General features: G+C 36.2%; 13 protein-coding genes. 7 read left to right on the forward strand and 6 right to left on the reverse strand.

Translation table 11 applies throughout. The annotated features are described in order from the left end of the window. Nucleotides 1–3 precede the first annotated feature (3 nt). Both KO521_RS06860 and KO521_RS06865 read left to right on the forward strand, forming a co-directional pair. Nucleotides 4–2,391 (forward strand): sulfatase-like hydrolase/transferase, encoded by a 2,388-nt coding sequence (locus tag KO521_RS06860; protein ID WP_215939159.1) that lies wholly within the window; start codon nt 4–6, stop codon nt 2,389–2,391. Next, nucleotides 2,388–3,689, forward strand: a complete 1,302-nt coding sequence (locus tag KO521_RS06865) for a YaiO family outer membrane beta-barrel protein (protein ID WP_215939160.1) — start codon at nt 2,388–2,390, stop codon at nt 3,687–3,689. Before KO521_RS06860 ends, KO521_RS06865 begins: the two co-directional genes overlap by 4 nt. 11 nt (nt 3,690–3,700) lie before the next feature. Here the strand turns inward: KO521_RS06865 and KO521_RS06870 are convergent, their stop codons facing one another. Together KO521_RS06870 and KO521_RS06875 are read right to left on the reverse strand one after the other, a co-directional pair. Further along, the gene (locus tag KO521_RS06870) at nt 3,701–4,999 is read right to left on the reverse strand and encodes a hypothetical protein (RefSeq protein WP_215939161.1); all 1,299 of its coding nucleotides are present in this window, start codon (nt 4,997–4,999) and stop codon (nt 3,701–3,703) included. A gap of 850 nt (nt 5,000–5,849) precedes the next feature. Next, a complete protein-coding gene (locus tag KO521_RS06875) occupies nt 5,850–6,713 on the reverse strand; it encodes a sigma-70 family RNA polymerase sigma factor (protein ID WP_038232786.1) in 864 nt (287 codons plus the stop codon). Between the two features lie 170 nt (nt 6,714–6,883). Between KO521_RS06875 and KO521_RS06880 the strand changes: the two genes are divergently transcribed. From KO521_RS06880 to KO521_RS06895, 4 genes are all read left to right on the forward strand, one after another. Then, nucleotides 6,884–7,393, forward strand: a complete 510-nt coding sequence (locus KO521_RS06880) for a DUF6155 family protein (protein WP_215939162.1) — start codon at nt 6,884–6,886, stop codon at nt 7,391–7,393. A 2-nt stretch (nt 7,394–7,395) separates the two neighbouring features. After that, nucleotides 7,396–8,325 carry a 2-hydroxyacid dehydrogenase gene (locus KO521_RS06885; protein WP_215939163.1) on the forward strand — a complete coding sequence of 310 codons (930 nt, stop codon included), beginning with the start codon at nt 7,396–7,398 and terminating at the stop codon, nt 8,323–8,325. A 197-nt stretch (nt 8,326–8,522) separates the two neighbouring features. After that, nucleotides 8,523–10,034, forward strand: a complete 1,512-nt coding sequence (locus KO521_RS06890) for a DEAD/DEAH box helicase (protein ID WP_215939164.1) — start codon at nt 8,523–8,525, stop codon at nt 10,032–10,034. 57 nt (nt 10,035–10,091) lie between these two features. Next, the gene (locus tag KO521_RS06895; protein ID WP_215939165.1) at nt 10,092–11,336 is read left to right on the forward strand and encodes a glycosyltransferase; all 1,245 of its coding nucleotides are present in this window, start codon (nt 10,092–10,094) and stop codon (nt 11,334–11,336) included. A gap of 195 nt (nt 11,337–11,531) precedes the next feature. Here KO521_RS06895 and KO521_RS06900 read toward each other — a convergent pair whose 3' ends face one another. From KO521_RS06900 to KO521_RS06910, 3 genes are read right to left on the reverse strand one after another with little or no spacing between them, the layout of a single operon-like run. After that, nucleotides 11,532–13,748: a PAS domain-containing sensor histidine kinase gene (locus KO521_RS06900; RefSeq protein ID WP_215939166.1), complete on the reverse strand. Its 2,217-nt coding sequence runs from the start codon at nt 13,746–13,748 to the stop codon at nt 11,532–11,534. Between the two features lie 56 nt (nt 13,749–13,804). After that, nucleotides 13,805–14,221 (reverse strand): response regulator, encoded by a 417-nt coding sequence (locus KO521_RS06905; RefSeq protein ID WP_215939167.1) that lies wholly within the window; start codon nt 14,219–14,221, stop codon nt 13,805–13,807. A 6-nt stretch (nt 14,222–14,227) separates the two neighbouring features. Next, nucleotides 14,228–16,840, reverse strand: coding sequence for a PAS domain-containing sensor histidine kinase (locus KO521_RS06910; protein ID WP_215939168.1), 2,613 nt, complete (start codon nt 16,838–16,840; stop codon nt 14,228–14,230). A gap of 357 nt (nt 16,841–17,197) precedes the next feature. Between KO521_RS06910 and KO521_RS06915 the strand changes: the two genes are divergently transcribed. Then, nucleotides 17,198–18,040, forward strand: coding sequence for a 1,4-dihydroxy-2-naphthoyl-CoA synthase (locus KO521_RS06915; protein WP_215939575.1), 843 nt, complete (start codon nt 17,198–17,200; stop codon nt 18,038–18,040). Between the two features lie 280 nt (nt 18,041–18,320). Here the strand turns inward: KO521_RS06915 and KO521_RS06920 are convergent, their stop codons facing one another. Further along, nucleotides 18,321–19,649, reverse strand: a complete 1,329-nt coding sequence (locus KO521_RS06920) for a serine hydrolase domain-containing protein (RefSeq protein WP_215939169.1) — start codon at nt 19,647–19,649, stop codon at nt 18,321–18,323. Nucleotides 19,650–19,692: the final 43 nt, after the last annotated feature.

Genomic DNA, 19,692 nt, shown 5'->3' on the forward strand with positions numbered 1-19,692 from the left:
CAGATGAATACAAGCACTATAGACCGGTATACTTTAAAACACTACACAAGATTGATGATTTCATTCTTTGGTAGTCTTTTGGTGCTTACCATCTACCAATATACTACGCTCTATTTTAAAGGTGTTGTGGATATTATCTTTGGCTCTAGTTTTTTTATAGCTGTTGTACATCAAATGGGTTTTACCTCTTTGGTGGGTGTGATTTTGGCATTCCCATTTAACTTCTGGGAAAATTTACGCCCTAGATATGGTTTCAATTTGATTTTTGTATTGCTCTTAATTCTATTGCTTATAGAGGCAACGCTTATTAGCTATTTCTGTACGGCCTTGGTTCCTTTGGGTTCCGATTTATTGGGTTATAGCTTTAAGGATATAAAAATGACGGTTGCTAATTCTGGGGGAATCTCTTGGATTATTCCTTTAGCCTTCACAGTAATTATTAGCATGTTTGTTGGGTTGTACAAAATTTCATCAAAATACTATCATCACATTAGTAAAATGTATCCGTTTACCATCATTTTACTTAGTATGTTCATTGCTACTCTTTTTATTGAAGGTAAACCCATAAATCACAATAAAACACAATACCTAGCTCTTAATTTATATGATACATCTACGGAAGACACTTCGTATAATTCTGATGTGGAGTTTCCTTTGATAAAAACGCAACCTACAGAAAACGTACTGGGAGAATATTTTGAGCTAAAGGAGGAAAAGCCGAACATTGTATTCATAATGGTGGAAGGCTTGGGGCGCGATTTTGTGGGGGAAGGAGCGGAGTATGGTGGGTTTACACCTTTTTTAGATTCGTTGACCACAAAATCCTTGTATTGGGAAAATTGCCTAAGTAATACCGGACGTACTTTTGGTGTACTACCATCATTACTAGGTTCATTACCTTTTGGGAAGAGTGGTTTTATGGAACTTGAAAAATATCCTAATAAACTCACTTTGTTCAGTATACTTAAAAACAATGGGTATCATACTTCTTTCTACCAAGGCACTAATAGTTCTTTTGATAATGTAGACCGTTTCCTTTCAAGCGAAAATTTGGATTTTGTTTTAGACAAGTCGGGGTTTGGTAGTAAGTACCAGATGCAGGAAGAAGATGCCGCAGGTGCTTCTTGGGGTTATCCGGATAAAGAACTATTTAAAAAAAGTATGAGTTTGCACCGTAATGCAGAGCAGCCTCGTATGGAGGTTTATATGACGATTAGCACGCACGAACCATTTATGCCTCCTAAACAGGATTTATATGAAGCCGAGGTTGCTAAACTATTGTCTCAGGGGGATTTTGATGGTAAAACCGAGAAAGTAATAGAAAAGAATGACAATGTCTTTGCTTCATTGCTTTACACGGATGACGCTGTTAAATACGCTTTTGAAGAGTACCGTAAACAGCCTAATTATGATAACACCATTTTTATAATAACCGGCGATCACAGATTGATTCCAATACCACAAAGAAGTAATATAAGTCGTTTTCATGTGCCGCTGATAATGTATAGTCCGCTTTTAAAGAAAACAAGAAAAATGAGTGCGGTAAATTCCCATTTTGATGTTACCCCTACATTGTTAGCATTAATGGAATCCAAATATGAACTTACAATGCCTAAGAAGGTTGCTTGGATGGGAAATGCATTGGATATGAGTGAAAAATTCCAATCAAATAAAAACATTCCCTTAATGCGAAATAAGAATGAATTGAAGGAGTTTGTAGACGGTGAAAAATTCTACTCTGACGGGTCTGTTTATTCTTTGGATGATAATATGGAAGTGGGGTCCACTTTTGGAAGTTCTAATAGCGAGGATAAGTTAATGGCCTTTAAGTCTATGAACGCTTATGTTACGAATAACAACAAAATAATCCCTGATAGCCAAGCTATTTTTTCGATTAAAAAAGAAAAATTCGACGCTTCGGAGATAGTCTGGATAAATAGCGTTTACAACGGTCAGAATTTTGATAAGGTTTATATGATTGCCAGAGAATTGGCTTTTGAAAGAGAGTATAAGAAATCTTTGTTATTAAGCAGATATATCCTATCGGAAGCTCCTAGCCATATAGACACTAAAATTCTAACAGGTAGGGTTAATGTTTGGATGGGTAATTATGATAAGTCAATTGAAATATTACAAGAATGCATTAAGATGAATCCGAATTATATTGATTCTTATTCTGCCTTGTTTGATGTCTACTATTGGTCCGAACGACCTAAAGAAGCGTTAGAATTAGTAGCTAAAGTACAGGAGAATAGTTCAAGCGCCCATGAAATAAAAGATAAGATAGCACGTGCACGAAGAGAGGCCAAGAAGAAAAGAATTACCGCATCCATAGAAAAACATGAAATGCCCAATACGCAGACCGCTCTAAACACGTTTGAATTAGAATGAGTTTTAAAACTACATATCTACTGTTGTTTTGGGGTTTCGCCGGTATATTGGCCAATGGTCAAGATGTGGGTTATAATGAAGCTAGGAATTTAGCCTATGGAGGCGACTATATAGCAGCAAATACGATGCTAACCAAATTGGTAGGCAATGGTTCAAAAGATAAAGCGGCTCGTTCTTTGTTGGCTAGCACGTATAGTTGGAACGGTGAATATGATAAGGCACGGGATGAATTCAACATCATAGTTTCATCGGATAGGGAGAATAGAGATGTGTGGATAGCTGCTATTAAAAATGAACTTTATGCAAAGAATAATGCAACTGCAATTGGTTTGGCCAATAAGGCTTTAGTTTATCTTGATAATGACGCTGAGGTTGAAAGGTTAAAGAAGCTTGCCGAAAAAGGTATAACAGATACAGCATATCCGGAATCCGGATGGTTCAATCAAGATGATTCTGTTGAGGTAAAAAACGAAATAGTAGATCTTACGGAAGTAAAGGCGGCAGAAACACCAAAGCTAGAAGGATTAGATACGCTAGCAGCAAAAACACCCGTTACGGAGGAAGTGTTTAAAAATAAAGTTTCGGTAAGAAATTCCGCAACGGTTTATGATACCAGATATGACCCTATGTTCTATTCTAGTATTTCGTACAATAGGCAAACTTTGGCAGGAACCCTTATTCCTAGAATAAATTACAGTAACCGTTTAGAAACAAACGGGGTACAGTACGAATTGGATTTTTATCCAAAATTTTCAAATCGATTTTATGCGTATTTAAATTACGGATTGTCAAATGCTTCTATATATCCTAAACATAAATTTGGCGGTGATCTCTATGCGAATCTTCCAGGTGCTTTTGAGTTCTCGGCTGGGGGAAGATATATCAGTTATGACAATACCAACGTATCTGTAATAACTAACTCTTTAGGGCACTATAGAGGTAATTACTATATCTCTTTACGTTCCTATATAACACCTATGCCAGATAATTTAACCCGGTTTTCTGGAAACCTACTGGTTCGGAAATACTTAAAAGATGCAGAAAACTATCTAGGATTAAATTTGGGTATGGGGTATTCTCCGGAATTAAGACAATTGACTTCAGGAGATGAATTATTAGCAGAAACTCTTTTATATGTAGAGTCGCAACGCTTAAGTTTGGAATACCAATTTACGGGTAAGAACAATCCAAACATTTACAGAGCTAATCTGGGAGCTACTCGCCAAGAATTGGCATTTGCTTCTGGCCAATTCTTTTATGGAGTTTCAGCAGGAATTACTTATGAGGTTAAATTCTAAAAAATGTAAGGCTATTTACTTTTTTTTCCGTCCTGTGTATCAAACATCCATTTATCTGCATACATGCCATACACCAGGCCTATTTCATTCTCCTGTACATACTTTTCATCTTTACCTGGGTCAAAGTTTACGTTGAAGACATAAACTTTAATACCTGCGTCGCGTAATTGTAATATCAATTTATGCTGTGCAGCTAATATTCTACGGGAGAACGCTACATGTTTTACGTTGTTAATAGCCAGCCATTGGATTTTATCGCCTCTTATTTTCAATAAAGGCTCTTGGGAAATCATGGCATTTATGCCATTCTGCGAAGCTTCCTCTACAGCCATAGGGCTAAAAAGTTCCATGATTAAGCGATTTTTGTCTATAAATTGATTTGCGAAAGCAATGGGGTCATTTATCTTATCGGTAATTAGGGTAGCATCGGGGTGCGCTTTAAACCATGCGTTGATTCCCTTTAAATCCAACGTTGTATACGACCCGTAAATTCTATGCTTCATAAATTCCGAATGGGAGGGAGGAAGCGTTCCGGAATAATCCGTAAATCTTGCCCACATGGCCCAATCATGGGCAGCAACTAGTTTTCCGTCAGATGTTTCAATAATATCAAGTTCAAAAAGCCTAAATCCCTTTTTATAGTTTTCATCTAAGGAATTTTTGCTGTTTGTAGATTTAACGCCATCTATTTCACCTCCGGCATGTGCTATATACCGGTTGTTATTGGGTTCGAATTCATAGGTGATACGCGGGAAATAAATTTCTTCATCTTTTGATATACTCGGAACAGCCTCAGAAATTGTTAGAGAACTATCGTTTACCTCTTCCGTAATCATACCATTAAAATTATGCATAACATAGGCTTGGCGACCTTTAAGGAATCCTAGTTTCTCAAAACCCATTTGCTTCAACTCAGCTGAGGTGTTTAATTCACCATTTACCGCAGAATCATGGGCCAAAATGGCAAAGGTGGCTTTGCTAGCCTTTAACTTCTTCAATATGGCTGTTAGTTTTATTGCCTCATCAGAACTGGAATAGGTGTCAAAGGTTTTAAATTCAAAAGTGTCAGCAGAATGAAAATGAATTACAGTCAGTCCGCGTTGGGGATACTCCGTTTGACCCGCAATAGTAAAACTACTCTTTTGTCTTGCATTAAAACCATGGCTATTTAAAGTAATGGTCTGGGTTTTCGTAGAAACTGAAGAAAAATTTGGTTCAACATGCATCTTTAATAAAATACCTTCAGAAGCAATCATGCAAAAGTTGGTCAACATAAATATTAGAGTGGCTATTTGTGCTTTGTTTTTCATGTTATAGGTCTGAATGAGATACGGATACCTTTTGTAAATGTTTAAGTGAGATTCTAATACCTAATATTTAGGTTTTGATAACGTTTTAAAAGGCATGCTTATTGCTATATAGATAGAGAAAGAGAAATTGATTTGGTTTCTATTTTAAAAGCCGACTTTACTTACTAAAAATCATATTTGGTATTTGATTTTTTTAATTGGATATCCAAAAGCTTAGGTTAGTAGAATAAAGTAGCATAGATAAGGTTTGTGCTGGCCAAAAAAGCCCGGACAGCCTGTAAACATTGGTGTTTAAAACCGTTAAAAGTTTGAAATACAGAGAGTAGCAGATGAAATGAGTCATTTTTACGATGAATTGCACACCGGTTTTGTTCTTGAGAAGGGCATCTTTACAAGATTAACAGGTTTGACAACATTTTTCATTCGTTACACCACAATTTGTTGTTGAAGGCTGTCTTAATGAATAAGTTTACATCATAATAATAAGACACCGAATCAAAATATTAACTTAACCTATACAGATTATGCTTTACGATACCTACGGAGAAGAATACCTATCATTTCTACAAGACTTAAATGAGATTTTAAGTTTAAACGAATTGGTTGAATTAGATTATATGTAATCAGGATCCCAAATCCATTGAACCCCTTTAATACCTACAACTATGGCAAATCAAAACCCAGACAATGCAGCCTATTTAAATTTTATTAAAAATTTGAATGAAATCTTAAACAGTGAACAGATTAACAAATTAAATTTTTCTTAGTTATTTAGTGAATATTAGTTGTTCAAAAAAAGCCCTGACGTTTTTGCGTCAGGGCTTTTTTAATTGTTATTGTTCTTATAAACCTATCCTAGATAGGTCTTAAGTAATTTACTCCTTGAATTGTGACGTAATTTTCTAATGGCCTTTTCGCGAATCTGACGCACTCTTTCTCTCGTAAGGTCAAAAGTTTGCCCTATCTCCGCCAAAGTCATAGATTGCTGATCACCAATTCCGTAATACAATTTAACCACATCTGCCTCTCTTGGGGACAAAGTTTCCAAAGCGCGGTTAATTTCAGTATTCAGGGATTGCTGCATTAGGATTTTATCCGGCTTTGGAGATTCACCACTACGAAGTACGTCATATAGGTTGGAATCCTCACCTTCGCGAAGGGGCGCATCCATAGAAACGTGTCTTCCCGAGTTTTTCATGGATTGCTTCACCTCGCTAACAGTCATCTCTAGCTCTTTGGCTATTTCCTCTGCAGATGGTGGTCTTTCGTGCGCTTGTTCTAAATAAGAGAATGTCTTTTTTATCTTATTTATAGAACCAATTTTATTCAACGGTAGACGTACTACACGTGACTGCTCAGCAAGAGCCTGAAGAATAGATTGGCGAATCCACCATACGGCATACGATATAAATTTAAACCCACGGGTCTCATCAAAGCGTTTTGCCGCTTTTACAAGCCCAAGGTTACCTTCGTTAATTAGATCGGGTAACTTTAAACCTTGATTCTGATATTGTTTGGCCACGGAGACTACAAATCGTAGGTTGGCTGTAGTTAATTTTTCTAGGGCTGCTTGATCTCCAGCACGTATTCTTTGTGCGAGTTCTACTTCCTCAGACGCATTGATCAGATCAATTTTACTGATATCTTGCAAGTATTTGTCCAATGATTTCGATTCACGGTTTGTTACTTGCTTGATAATCTTTAGTTGCCTCATATATCTAGTATGTTTAGGATTACTACAAGAGTACAGTATACATTTTTATTATCAATTTTCCAAAGTATTGTCAGTATTCTTATACAAAATTTATGAGAAGTATAAGGTTTTTAGTACGAATGTAGGCGGATTCCCTTTGTTGGGTTATTTTTGAAATCAAATGATATCAAATGAGTAAAAGGAAGCTAAAGAAGTACCTCTCTGAAATAGATAAAGGCGCTATAGAGGAGCAGCTTTTGGATCTTTATGAACGTTTTCCTGAAGTAAAAGAGTATTATAACTTTATTTTCAATCCAAAAGAAGATAAGCTAGTACAGGAGGCCAAGACAAAAATAAGCAATGAATACTTCCCTGTAAGACGTAAAAGACCAAGGGCAAGGCGCTCCGTGGCTCAAAAATTCATAAAGCACTTTAGAAAACTGGGTGTGGATCCGCATCTTATAGCAGATGTTATGCTCTATAATCTAGAAATAGCCCAAGTGTTTGAAAAAGGCAGAAACATACCGGATTCATTCTATAAAAGCATGATGAATTCCTTTACGGAAGCGGTTCAGTTTATATCCGTGAACGGACTTTTACCGGAATACAAAGAACGTATTGTTAAAATTTACTCGATTACGGAAGAAGAAAATTGGCAATTTGGGGAGGGTTTTTCCAGAGCTTTGGATATAATAGATTAAATATGGCAATAGTAATCATTAGGCAAGACGATAAAATTGAGCTTTGGAAAAAAGCACTTCTAACTAAAGACCCTGATCTTGAAGTTTATGGCTACCAAGAAAATCATCCTAAAGAGAAAATAGAAATGGCGTTGGTCTGGAAGCATCCAAATGGTGCATTGGTGGACTATCCCAACTTAAAGTTAATAGCATCTAGTGGAGCTGGAGTTGATTTTATTATCGAGGATGAGACTGCCCCAAAAAATCTTCCCATAACACGTGTAGTAGATGATATGTTGGCAAAAGACATGAGCGAACATGTGTTGGCGGTCATATTAAGTCACCTAAAAAATCTTGATCAGTATAAAATAAATCAAATTAAAGGTATCTGGAAGCCTATGCAATACCATCGCATCTCGGATTTTACAGTTGGTATTATGGGAATGGGGGCTTTGGGAAAAGAATTGGCTACGGATTTAGTTAAATACGGATTTAAAGTTCGGGGCTGGGCTAACTCAGAAAAAAACATCGATAATGTAACTTGTTATGCTGGAGCGTCTGGCTTTGATGATTTTTTAAAGACCGCTCAAATTTTAGTTTGTCTTTTACCTCTTACGGATGAAACCTCTGGGATTTTGAATAAAAAACTATTTAAAAAGCTTCCCCGGAATGCATACGTAATTAACGTGGCTAGAGGAGGGCATATGGTTGATGAAGATTTGTTGGAGATGTTGAACAATGGTCATCTATCAGGTGCAGGGTTGGATGTATATCATCAAGAACCAATACCAAAAGAACATCCTTTTTGGAGTCATGAAAAAATACAGATGACACCACATTACGCCAGTGTTTCGGATACAAATTCTGTAGTGCCACAAATTTTGGATAATTATGAAAGGCTAATTAAAGGCAAAAAATTGCTAAATGAGGTTGTCATGCATAGAGGCTATTAATTATATGTTGTACGTATCATAAAAAGTTAGATAAACATCCTATTTATCTAGTTGGGGCGGAGCTTTTGTTTCTTCTTTTTATCGATTTAGTTGTAATAAATTTCAGATAAGTACAAATTTCCTTTAATTTTGTAAAATTGAGAATTTTGGGAAACCCCACCTGCTCGCAATATTGAACGCTAAATTTTAGACCCTACTTGGAGTTAAAAAAAAATACTACCGAAAAACAACTGTACGACTATCAGATTGAAGATCTGAATACCATTTTCAAGCATCTTGAGGATCCGGAAGAAACAGGAAATCTACTTTATCAATTGCCTACAGGTGGTGGTAAAACCGTAGTTTTTTCTGAGATTGCTCGGCGTTATATTGAAAAAACAGGTAAGAAAGTAGTTGTGCTTACGCACCGTATCGAACTAAGCACGCAAACTTCCAGAATGCTGAAAAGTTTTGGTGTCAAGAATAAAATCATAAATAGCGAGGTAAAGGAACTTACGGATCAGGATGATTTTATGTGTTTTGTTGCCATGGTGGAAACCTTGAACAATAGACTACAGGAAGAGAAAGTAGAAATCAATGATATTGGTCTGGTCATTATTGATGAAGCCCACTATAATTCATTTAGGAAGCTTTTTAAGTTTTTCAAAAAATCTACAATTTTAGGAGTTACGGCAACGCCATTGAGTTCCAATATTAAGTTGCCCATGAAAGACAACTATCAGAAGTTGATAGTTGGTGAATCCATAGGTGCTTTGATCAAGAGAAATTTCTTGGCTCAAGGTAATATGTATAACTATGATGTAAGTTTGCAGAGTCTAAAACTGGGTATTAGCGGAGATTACACCGTTAAATCATCAGATGAACTGTACAGTAACCAAAGTATGTTGGGCAAACTGTTATCTGCGTACAAAGAGATTGCAGAGGGTACAAAAACATTAATATTCAACAACGGTATCAACACTTCTCGTTACGTGTATGAAACCTTTAAAAAGGCCGGGTACAATGTTAGGCATTTAGATAATAAGAATACGGCTTCTGAGCGAAAGGAGATCTTAGAGTGGTTCTCTAATACACCAGATGCTATACTTACATCGGTAAGCATCCTTACCACCGGTTTTGACGAGCCTTCCGTTGAAACCATTATTTTGAATAGGGCTACAAGGTCGTTAACTTTATATTTTCAGATGATTGGTCGTGGGTCCCGTATAATGCCCAATAAGAGCGAATTTACTGTTGTAGATCTAGGGAATAATGTAGCTAGATTTGGTTTATGGGATGCACCAATCGATTGGCAGGAAATTTTTCATTTTCCCGATTTTTATCTTGAAAACATCAAGAATGATGAAGAAATTGAAAAGGAATTTGTTTATGAAATGCCGGCAGCTCTTCGTGAAAAATTTAAAAACTCTACCAACATTGAGTTCAATATAAAAGAAGAATACAAAAAAGTTTTTGCACAAGGACTTAGATCTAAAATTGTGTTGGAACGCAGTATTGACCAGCATGCCCAAATTTGTGTAGAGAATTCGGAAGATGTTTTTGATGCCCGTATTTTGGCAAAAGAACTCAAAGAGGAAATTAAATACCGTGTGCGTCAATATTCCTACTGTATCATGAACAATACAAAAAATTACAAAGAGTGGTTGGAAGAGGACTACGAGCGTAAATTGCGTTCCAGTATCTCAAAAATGTTTGCGGACAGGATGTAATTTCTATTTTAGAAATTGTATTTTAATTACCAGTTATTTACAGGAAAATAAGGTAAAGTGAAACAAAACGTACTTTTGGTTATAGGTTTTACTTGGCCGGAACCCGCTTCTACTGCCGCAGGAAACCGGATGCTGGAGCTACTGGATTTCTTTGGAAGCGAAGGTTACGAAATCACTTTTGCCAGTGCGGCTTCCCCAACAGAACTATCTCTAGACACCCAGGAATTGGGTATTCGGTCAAGGTCCATCGTTTTAAACGATTCTGCTTTTGACATTTTTATTAAAGAACTAGACCCTGAAGTGGTTCTGTTTGATCGTTTCCTGACGGAAGAGCAGTTTGGCTGGAGGGTTTCTGAAAATGCGCCAGATGCCCTTAAAATACTTGATACGGAAGATTTACATTCTCTAAGAAAGGTGAGGGAGATCTGTCATAAAAAAGACATACCGTTTTCAATAGATGCTTGGATGCAAGATGATATTACCAAGCGCGAAGTGGCCAGTATTCTCCGATCCGATTTGTCTTTAATGGTCTCTACTTTTGAGATGCAATTGCTGACGGAAACCTTAAAATTAGATTCGAATTTAGTATTGCATTTGCCTTTTATTCTGGATAAAATAGAACCGGAAGCTCAGGAAAAATGGGTGAGTTTTGGCAAACGATCAAATTTTGTGTGTATTGGAAACGGGAGACATGCACCTAATGTAGATGCGGTTTTGTGGCTCTATAAAGAGATTTGGCCTTTGATCAGAAAAGAACTGTCTAAAGCCCAAGTTTACATTTATGGAGCTTACATGCCTCAACAGATTAGCGAGTTGCATAAACCTGAAATAGGTTTTCATATAAAAGGATGGACTGAAAACGCAAATGAAATTTTGGAACAAGCGCGCTTAAATCTGGCGCCTTTGCGTTTTGGTGCGGGTATAAAGGGAAAACTAACAACGGCGATGTTGAATGGTACACCTAGCATTACTACTGGAATAGGGGCAGAGGGTATGCATAAAAATTTGCCATGGAGTGGAGTAATTGCCGAAACTACAGAAGATTTTGTACATGAAGCTGTAGGGCTTTACAAGAATGAGAAAGAATGGAATGCAGCACAGCAGCATGGAGTGGCTATCATTAATAAATTTTATAACCGAGCAAATTTAAGTGAGAAACTCTCACGGAAATTAATTTTTTTACGGGAAAATTTACGCGCACATAGGCTAGAAAATTTTATAGGAAGTCTGTTGATGCACCAGACGATGCAAAGCACAAAGTACCTCTCTAAATGGATTGAAGAAAAAAACAAGAAGATGTAGTACTCTTCTTTTAGTTCCCTAAGATCTATGCCTTTTCTATTGTTTCTTGAAGTCTATCGCTTTTAATGAGCCTTAATAGGTTTAAATGTCCAATAAAATAAGACCGAGTAATGTTTTTGGGTTGTTCCGATAGGCAGATATAAAACCGAAAACTTCTTCTCCATAAAGAAAAACGGAACTATATGTTGCATACCTCTAAATGAAATGAATAGTAAAGGTAGTGCCAAGATTCACTTGACTTGTTACCGTAATAGTTCCGCCCATAGCTTCAATTTGAGTCTTGGTCATAAAGAGGCCGATCCCTTTGGCTTCTGGGTGGTTGTGAAACACTTTGTTTAGGCCAAATATTTTGTGCCCATGTTTGTCTAAATCTATTCCCAGGCCATTATCCCTAAAGCTTAAGGTAACTTTACCATCAGTAATTTTTGAACTTACAGTAATTTCAGGAATACGGTTATCGGATTTATATTTTAATGCGTTTCCAATTAAATTTTGAAAAAAGCTTTCTAAATAGATTTTGTGGTACCAAACAACATCTACTTCTGAAAAACCACTTTTAATTATGGCTTGTGTTCTTTCAATTTCTGCGGTGAAAATTTCCTTGGTCTTGGTCAAGGTTTCACTAAAAGAAAGGTTGCTGCGTTCTAATGAAGTATGACTTTTTGCCGTTAAAGCTTCGATTAATGTGTTTAGTGTTAAGGTGAGATGGGAAATAACCGTTTCAAATTTTTTAAACAATTCATCGCGTTCAGCCTCATCTTCCATCAATTTATATAAATCCACAAGGGAATTTAGATTGCTTACCGGTGCTCTTAAATTATGAGAGGTTATTTGTGTAAAGTCCGCTAGCTGATGATTTTGAGCTGTAAGTTCTTTGGTTAGGATTTCTAAAGCTTTATTTGACTTTAAAATTTTGGCTTCTGCTATTTTATCGGAAGTAATATCGCGCACCGCCATGGATATAATTAATCCTTCATCTGTTTGCAATGGACCAAGAGTAGCAATTACAGGAATTTCTCTGCCGGATTTATGTATCATATAAAAGTCTTCGCCAAGGTCTATGGTTACTGCCTTCATATTTGTTAAAAATTGGTCTTTTTGTATAGCTCCTTTTTCGTTGAATCTAGGGGGAATCAGTTTCTCTATAGGTTTTCCTATAATTTCCTGCGTAGCGTAACCGAATAATTTGGTTGCTTCTTTGTTTATCATTTGTACAATGCCACCTATACCTATAATAAATGTTGCACTAGGGGCAGAATCTACTAACCCTTTAAACTTGGCCTCTTGTAATTGTTGTTCGGTTACATCTTGGCAAGTACCTACAAGCTTTGTTATTTCGTCCTGTTCATTTACAATGACCTCTCCCAATAATAAGATCCATTTAATAGTACCATCCTTTAAAAGAATGCGATGTATGATCTTGTCAAATCGTCTATTTTCTCTTGCCTTTGCAAAATGTTCGGTTACTATGGCCTGGTCTTCCGGATGTACATAGCCAATATAGGTGTTGAATTCTAGCTTAGAGTTTTGCTCCTGCTTAAAAAGATAGTATAAGTTAGCAGACCAGAAGACTTCATTGGTTACAGCATTTAAATCCCAGTGGCCTAATAAGGCTTTTTGTTCGGCAAAGCTTAACAGTTCGTTCTTTCTGACCAACTCACTTTCTATATCTTTATAACTGGTAATATCTTGGCAAATACCGATAACATTTATTATTTCTCCTTTATCGTCTAGGTGAATATCTCCTGATACTTGTATCATTCTTATAGTGCCATCCAAGGGCGGCATCCGATGGGTAAAATTGTTGAAAAATTTATTTTTAAGATTTAAGGCCAATTGCTTTTCAACATATTCCTTATCCTCTGTATTTACCTTGGATAACAAGGTGCCCACTGGTATTGGGATGTTGCTTGGGACGTCTATCATACGTGCCATATTCTCTGAGCAAACGAATGTATTGGTTTTAGTATTCCAGTTCCAATGCCCTAACTTTGCTTTTTCTTCTGCAAGATTTAGTAATTGGTTTTGTTTATAGAACGTTTCTTGAGATTTTTTACTTTTTGTAATGTCTTGCACGATACCAAAAATCTCTGTGCATTTCCCATTTTCCAATTTACGAGTTGCAATAACATGGAGCCATATTAAATCTCCTTTTAGGGTTTTGAACTCTAGTTCGTCATCATAGGGCGTGCCAGACTTTATCAACTCGTTAACACCTTTTGCAATTGATTTTTCGGTAGCGCTAGGTCTCTCAAAAGGAGTATCTTGTCCTCTAACCAATTTAGTATCGTAGGGCAGTTGTAATACTTCGCAAGTAACCTTGTCTAGCATGTAAACCCCTGTTTTCACTTCTAATTTCCAAGTGCCAATCCGTAACATGGCACGAATGGCTATTCCGCTCTTATCATCCATTACGACTGTGCTTTGTTATACGCTTCACTTAAACTTTAAAATTGGTACTTGTATGGTTATACGTTTAGATTTTGCAGCGTTCTCTCCATAATTTCTTTAAGTTTATCGCTTTTTAATGGTTTTGATAAATAATCCACAACGGAGGTGTAGCTCTTTGCTTTTTCAATATCTTCCGGGTCTACAGAAGAAGAAACCATGTAAATAGAGATTGGCCTACTTAATTTTGACTCAATAGCTTGGTAATCTTTTAAAAACTGAAATCCATCCATTATTGGCATATCTATATCCAATAATATAAGGTGCGGTAGATTGTCCGGATTATTTAGATTGTCCGTAATGCAAGTGATAGCTTCTTCTCCGTTAGGAAAAACAGAGGTTTTGTGTTCTATCTTCGAGAATTTTGCCGATTGAATAATAGTAAACCTGTAAATATCGTCATCGTCAATAATACACAGGTGAAAGGGGTTTTGCATGTTTTTTTAAATAAAATGAATACTAAAAGTAGAGCCTTGATCTACTTCACTGTTAACTGTAATTTTACCGCCCATAGCCTCAATTTGTGTTTTGGTCATAAAAAGGCCAATACCCTTTGCTTCTGGATGGTTATGAAATACTTTGTTTAACCCAAAAATTTTGTGTCCGTGTTTTTTTAAGTCAATACCAAGACCATTGTCCTTAAAGCTTAAAACTACTTTTCCATCAATTAATTTTGAATAGACCTCTATCTGAGGGGCGTGTGTCCTGGATTTATATTTTAATGCATTGCCAATTAGATTTTGAAAGATACTTTCCAAATATATTTTATGGTAACATATAGAATTCACCTCAGAAAAGTCACTGGTTATAACGGCATTTGTCCTTTGAATTTCCGCAGTGAAAATTTCTTCTGTTTTGGTTAACGTATCTCTAAAGGAAAGGTCATTGCGCTCTAATGAAGTATGGCTTTTTGCAGATAAAGCTTCTATAAGTGTATTTAAGGTGAGCGTTAGATGGGAGATTACGGTTTCAAATTTCGTAAACAATTCTTTACGGTCTTCTTCATCTTCCATCATTTTATAAATCTCAACTAGTGAGTTTAGATTGCTTACAGGAGCACGTAGATTATGGGAGGTGATTTGGGTAAAATCCGCAAGTTGATGATTTTGTGCGGTAAGCTCTTTTGTTAAGAGTTCTAAATCATTTTTTGCTTTTAAAATTTTACGTTCAGCGGATCTTTCAGTAGAAATATCTCTTATTACCATGGAAATTATAAGTCCACCTTTAATCCTAAGTGGCCCTAGCGTTACTTCTACCGGTATTTCGTTGCCAGCTTTATCTTTCATATAGAAATCTTCGCCAATATCAATTTTTTGTATTTTAGGATTGGCAAGAAATCTTTCTTTATGTGGTGCTCTCTTTTCTTTTAACCGTAAAGGAATAAGGGTTTCCACAGATTTGCCAACAAGCTCTTCCGAGGTGTAACCAAATAAGTTTACGGCCTCCTTATTAATCATCTCTACAATGTTGCCAGCACCCAAGATAAGGGTTGCGTTAGGCGCAGACTCTAAAAGCCCCTTAAATTTAATTTCTTGGGCACGCTGTTCACTTACATCTTGTAAAGTGCCAATCATTTCAATTAGGTTGCCAGATTTGTCAACGTTCACCGTGGCCAAAAGCTCCACTGTTTTAATAGATCCATCATGCAAAACAATACGATGAATTACTCTTTCAAAAATTTTATTTTCCCTAAGATTGTTGATTTTGGTGGTTACCATTTTCCTGTCTTCAGGATGTATATGTGTAAAATAAGTATCAAAAATTATTTCATCGTTTTCATTGATTTCAAAAATACGATAGAGGTTTGCAGACCATCTAATAATATTGGTAGAGAGGTCCCATTGCCAATTACCAATTTTTGAAATTTCCTCAGCAAAATTTAAAAGTTGGTTTTTACTGACAAGTTCATTTTCAATTCTTTTTTGATTGGTAACGTCTTGTGAGATACCTAAAACGTGGAGTACACTACCGTCCTTGTTTGTGTTAACTTTACCATACACTTGTATGTATCTGGTTCTACCATGAACGATAATTCTATGCAAAAAGCCTTCGAAAGATTTGGTTCTAACTATGTTATTTAAACAATCATTAAAATAATCTACGTCTTTGGGGTGGACATCTTGCAACAATTTACTTAAAGGAAATTGCTCATTTTCCTTGACGCTAAGAACACGCGCCATATTATCCGAACAAGTAACAAAATTTGTATGAGGGTCCCATTGCCAATATCCAAATTGCGCTTTTTCCTGAGCAACATTAAATAATTGGTTTCTCTTAAGAAGCTCGTTTTCAAAGTGCTTTCTGGCAGTAATATCTTGAGAGCTACACATAAAACCTGTTAACTCATCCTTATCATTAAAAATAGGCTCTCCTAAAACTTGAATAACACGTTCAACACCATTTTCAAAGATAAACCTGTGAACAAGAGTTTTAAAGTATTTGTTTTTTACTGCATTTTTTAAATGCTTTAGGGTATATTCCAAATCTTCCGGATGTATGCCTTCGGTTAATTTTTCAATTGTAATGGGTTTGCCAAAAGGAGTCCCTATGACACGAGATATGTTTTCTGAACATGTAATTAGATTCATGGTCAAATCCCATTTCCAGTGTCCTAAATTTGCTTTGTTTTCTGTATAATCCAATAGTCTTTTTTTATTGGACAATTCTTTTTCAGATACTTTTCTATCCGTAATGTCCTGTAGCATTCCAGAAATACTTATGCACTCTCCGTTACTGTAATCTCCTTTTCCTATCAGAAGTATCCATAATTCCTTTCCTTCAGGAAGGACAACCATTAATTCATGGTTAAATGATGTCTTGTGTACTATTGCCTGGTTTAGCAAATCTTGAATGTGATTCCATTTGTCTTGGTTTGAACAATTTGGTGGTTTTTCGTTTTTAGTTAAAACCGTATCGTGGGGTAGCTGTAAAATTTCACAGGATATATTGTCTAGTAAATAGATGCCAGCTTTGGTGTCTAGCTGCCAATAACCTATTCTGGCTATAGCATTTAAATCGGTTATCGAAATCTCTATATTTTGTTTTTTCTTACCCATATCTAATTACAATCTTATAAAATATTAAGAAAAAGACTAAGATAGTACAATGTAAAACTTAAATTATCTGAAATTTATTCTTTAGAAATTAAATGCATATAATTTGCTAAATTAATTTTTTTTAATCTAAAATACTGTAAATAAGGTTGTTTATTGGTTATTGTAATAAATTCATACCTACTTTTCTCTAATAGAAAAATTTTTCAACTAAAAATTATAGAAAGTTATGTTGTTTAATATTACATATATACGTGTAGGAAAAAGATTATTTTTTTTAATAAAATAGGGTTTACAAATTGTTGTAATAGTCTTTTGTTTTTTCAAATTGTTTTACTTTGCAATGCTTAAACTTTTATGATGCAAAAACCAAACTGGCAAACCGCTATAGAATTTGAAGACATAACTTATAAAAAAAGCAATGGTGTAGCCCGTATTGCTTTTAATAGACCAAATGTCCGTAATGCTTTTAGACCCAAAACAACCAGCGAGTTGTTCAAGGCTTTTTATGATGCGCAAGAAGATACTTCTATTGGAGTAGTTTTACTTTCTGCAGAAGGCCCTTCCACTAAAGATGGGATTTATTCTTTTTGTAGTGGCGGTGATCAAAAGGCTAGGGGAGACCAAGGATATGTTGGCGAAGATGGTATGCACCGTTTGAATATTCTAGAAGTTCAACGTCAAATACGTTTTATGCCTAAAGCAGTTATTGCCGTCGTGCCAGGTTGGGCTGTTGGAGGTGGGCATAGCCTTCATGTAGTTTGCGATTTAACCCTGGCCAGTAAGGAGCATGCTATTTTTAAACAAACGGATGCAGATGTCACAAGTTTTGACGGGGGATATGGCTCTGCTTATCTTGCTAAAATGGTAGGGCAGAAAAAAGCGCGCGAGATCTTTTTCTTGGGCCGAAACTATTCTGCACAAGAGGCCTATGAAATGGGTATGGTAAATGCGGTTATTCCTCATGACGAGTTAGAGGACACAGCATACCAATGGGCACAAGAAATTCTGGAAAAATCACCTACTTCTATCAAAATGCTAAAGTTTGCTATGAACCTAACCGATGATGGTATGGTGGGGCAACAAGTTTTTGCTGGGGAGGCCACACGCTTGGCTTATGGTACAGAAGAGGCAAAGGAAGGTAGAAACGCCTTCTTGGAAAAACGAAAGCCCAATTTTGGAAAAAATAAATACATCCCTTGATCTATATAGGGCTTTATGAAGTGTTTAAGTTGTATTTTCTGAAAATACAAGCCTCTTAAAACCAGAAAAAGCCTTCCCTGTCCGGAAAAGGCTCTTTCATCGAGAACACTATATGAAAATGAAAAAATTTACTTCTTGTTTTTTATTACACTGTAAACTTAGCATGAAGCTGCTTTACAACGAAACTATTGTTGCAAGGCAAGAGAAAATTGTTGTGTAACTACAATAAAAAGATATTTAAGCTTTTTCTTACGTGTTTCGTGAGCCTTAAAAATATTGGTTATTTGATAGCTGCGAGTATATTTTTCAAAAAGAGATTAATATCAAAGTCAGGTTCTTCAGCTAGGCCAGTACGCACCACAACCAAATCTTTAGAAGGAATAATAAATACACGCTGGCCTTGGTACCCGTTTGCGGAATAAAGGTCTTTGGGAACATCTGGATATTTTCCATTGGCATTTAACCAAAAATGCCCCCCGTACGTTCCGTTGGAATGTATGGTGGGTTCGGATACATAATTAACCCAAGAAGTTGCAAAGAGCTGTTCTCCGTTCCAATTTCCCTTGTTAAGATAAAGTAGTCCAAACTTGGCCCAGTCGCGTGTGTTGGCCCAAGCATAGGAAGACCCAACAAAATTTCCTTTCATATCAGTTTCTATAAGCATGCTGCTCATTCCTATTTTATCAATAAGGGCTTCATAGGGGTAGTTGATATAGTCCTGGTGAGAACTAAAACGTTTTCTCAAAATACCGGACAGTAAATTTGAAGTTCCTGAAGAATAGTTCCACACGTCAGTTGGGGGAGCTATTGTTTCTTTTTCGCCCTGAGCCTTAGTCATATCCGCATCCATAAAAAGCATACGGGTAACATCTGAAATTGAGGTGTAGTCTTCATCCCAGGCAAGTCCGCTTTGCATTCGCAAGAGGTGGTTCAAAGTAATTTTTTTTCTATCATCGTTCTCCCAACCGTCTAATAGTACGGGTTCGTTCAAATCTATTTTTCCTTGATATTCTAGAACCCCATATAAAGTAGCCAGTACGCTCTTGGTCATGCTCCATCCTAAAATTGGGGTGTCTTTCGTAAAACCTTCTAAGTATTTTTCTCCAATGATATGATTTTTATGCGCTACTAAAACAGTTCGTGTTTTTTGAATTTCGTTATTTGCAAAAGCTAGTTCTATCCCCTTTTGTAAAAGGTCGTAATCTACATTATCAAAAACAGTGTCTTTACCTTCTTTGTCACCGTAAGGAAAAGCTAGATTATTTTCATTTTTTACGCGTTGTGGAATTGGTATTTTAGTGTTAGGGTCATAGTCATCATTAACTAATGTACAGCCTAATCCTTCATTACAAATTGCTTTTCTTTCCATAAGTCCAAAAACAGAAGCAGATGCGCTGTTGCCATCCGTCTCTACATCAGCAAGATTAATTAGGGGTACATCATTATCGTTCATTTCAACAGATTCTGCACTGCGATTTGTTAGGAAAACGGTAGAGGCCATGTTTTTTGAAGCATAGCCAGAAATGAAATTCAGTTTGGGGAAATTAAAATATACTGCCACTGCTATAATTACGAATAAAATTAAAAAAATACGTTTGAGGATTTTCATAGAAAATTTTTGATTTTAAAATGAAAAGTACACTATAAGCATG

Origin of the sequence: Zobellia uliginosa (assembly GCF_018860745.1) — a bacterium.
GTDB lineage: Bacteria > Bacteroidota > Bacteroidia > Flavobacteriales > Flavobacteriaceae > Zobellia > Zobellia uliginosa_B.

What these genes read in the sequence shown, in the direction of transcription:
- KO521_RS06885 (WP_215939163.1), top strand. Translation starts at nt 7,396, where the DNA reads ATGGCAATAGTAATCATTAGGCAAGACGATAAAATTGAGCTTTGGAAA.
- KO521_RS06915 (WP_215939575.1), top strand. Translation starts at nt 17,198, where the DNA reads ATGCAAAAACCAAACTGGCAAACCGCTATAGAATTTGAAGACATAACT.
- KO521_RS06875 (WP_038232786.1), bottom strand. Translation starts at nt 6,713, where the DNA reads ATGAGGCAACTAAAGATTATCAAGCAAGTAACAAACCGTGAATCGAAA.
- KO521_RS06900 (WP_215939166.1), bottom strand. Translation starts at nt 13,748, where the DNA reads ATGGATGATAAGAGCGGAATAGCCATTCGTGCCATGTTACGGATTGGC.
- KO521_RS06910 (WP_215939168.1), bottom strand. Translation starts at nt 16,840, where the DNA reads ATGGGTAAGAAAAAACAAAATATAGAGATTTCGATAACCGATTTAAAT.
- KO521_RS06920 (WP_215939169.1), bottom strand. Translation starts at nt 19,649, where the DNA reads ATGAAAATCCTCAAACGTATTTTTTTAATTTTATTCGTAATTATAGCA.
- KO521_RS06880 (WP_215939162.1), top strand. Translation starts at nt 6,884, where the DNA reads ATGAGTAAAAGGAAGCTAAAGAAGTACCTCTCTGAAATAGATAAAGGC.
- KO521_RS06905 (WP_215939167.1), bottom strand. Translation starts at nt 14,221, where the DNA reads ATGCAAAACCCCTTTCACCTGTGTATTATTGACGATGACGATATTTAC.
- KO521_RS06865 (WP_215939160.1), top strand. Translation starts at nt 2,388, where the DNA reads ATGAGTTTTAAAACTACATATCTACTGTTGTTTTGGGGTTTCGCCGGT.
- KO521_RS06860 (WP_215939159.1), top strand. Translation starts at nt 4, where the DNA reads ATGAATACAAGCACTATAGACCGGTATACTTTAAAACACTACACAAGA.
- KO521_RS06870 (WP_215939161.1), bottom strand. Translation starts at nt 4,999, where the DNA reads ATGAAAAACAAAGCACAAATAGCCACTCTAATATTTATGTTGACCAAC.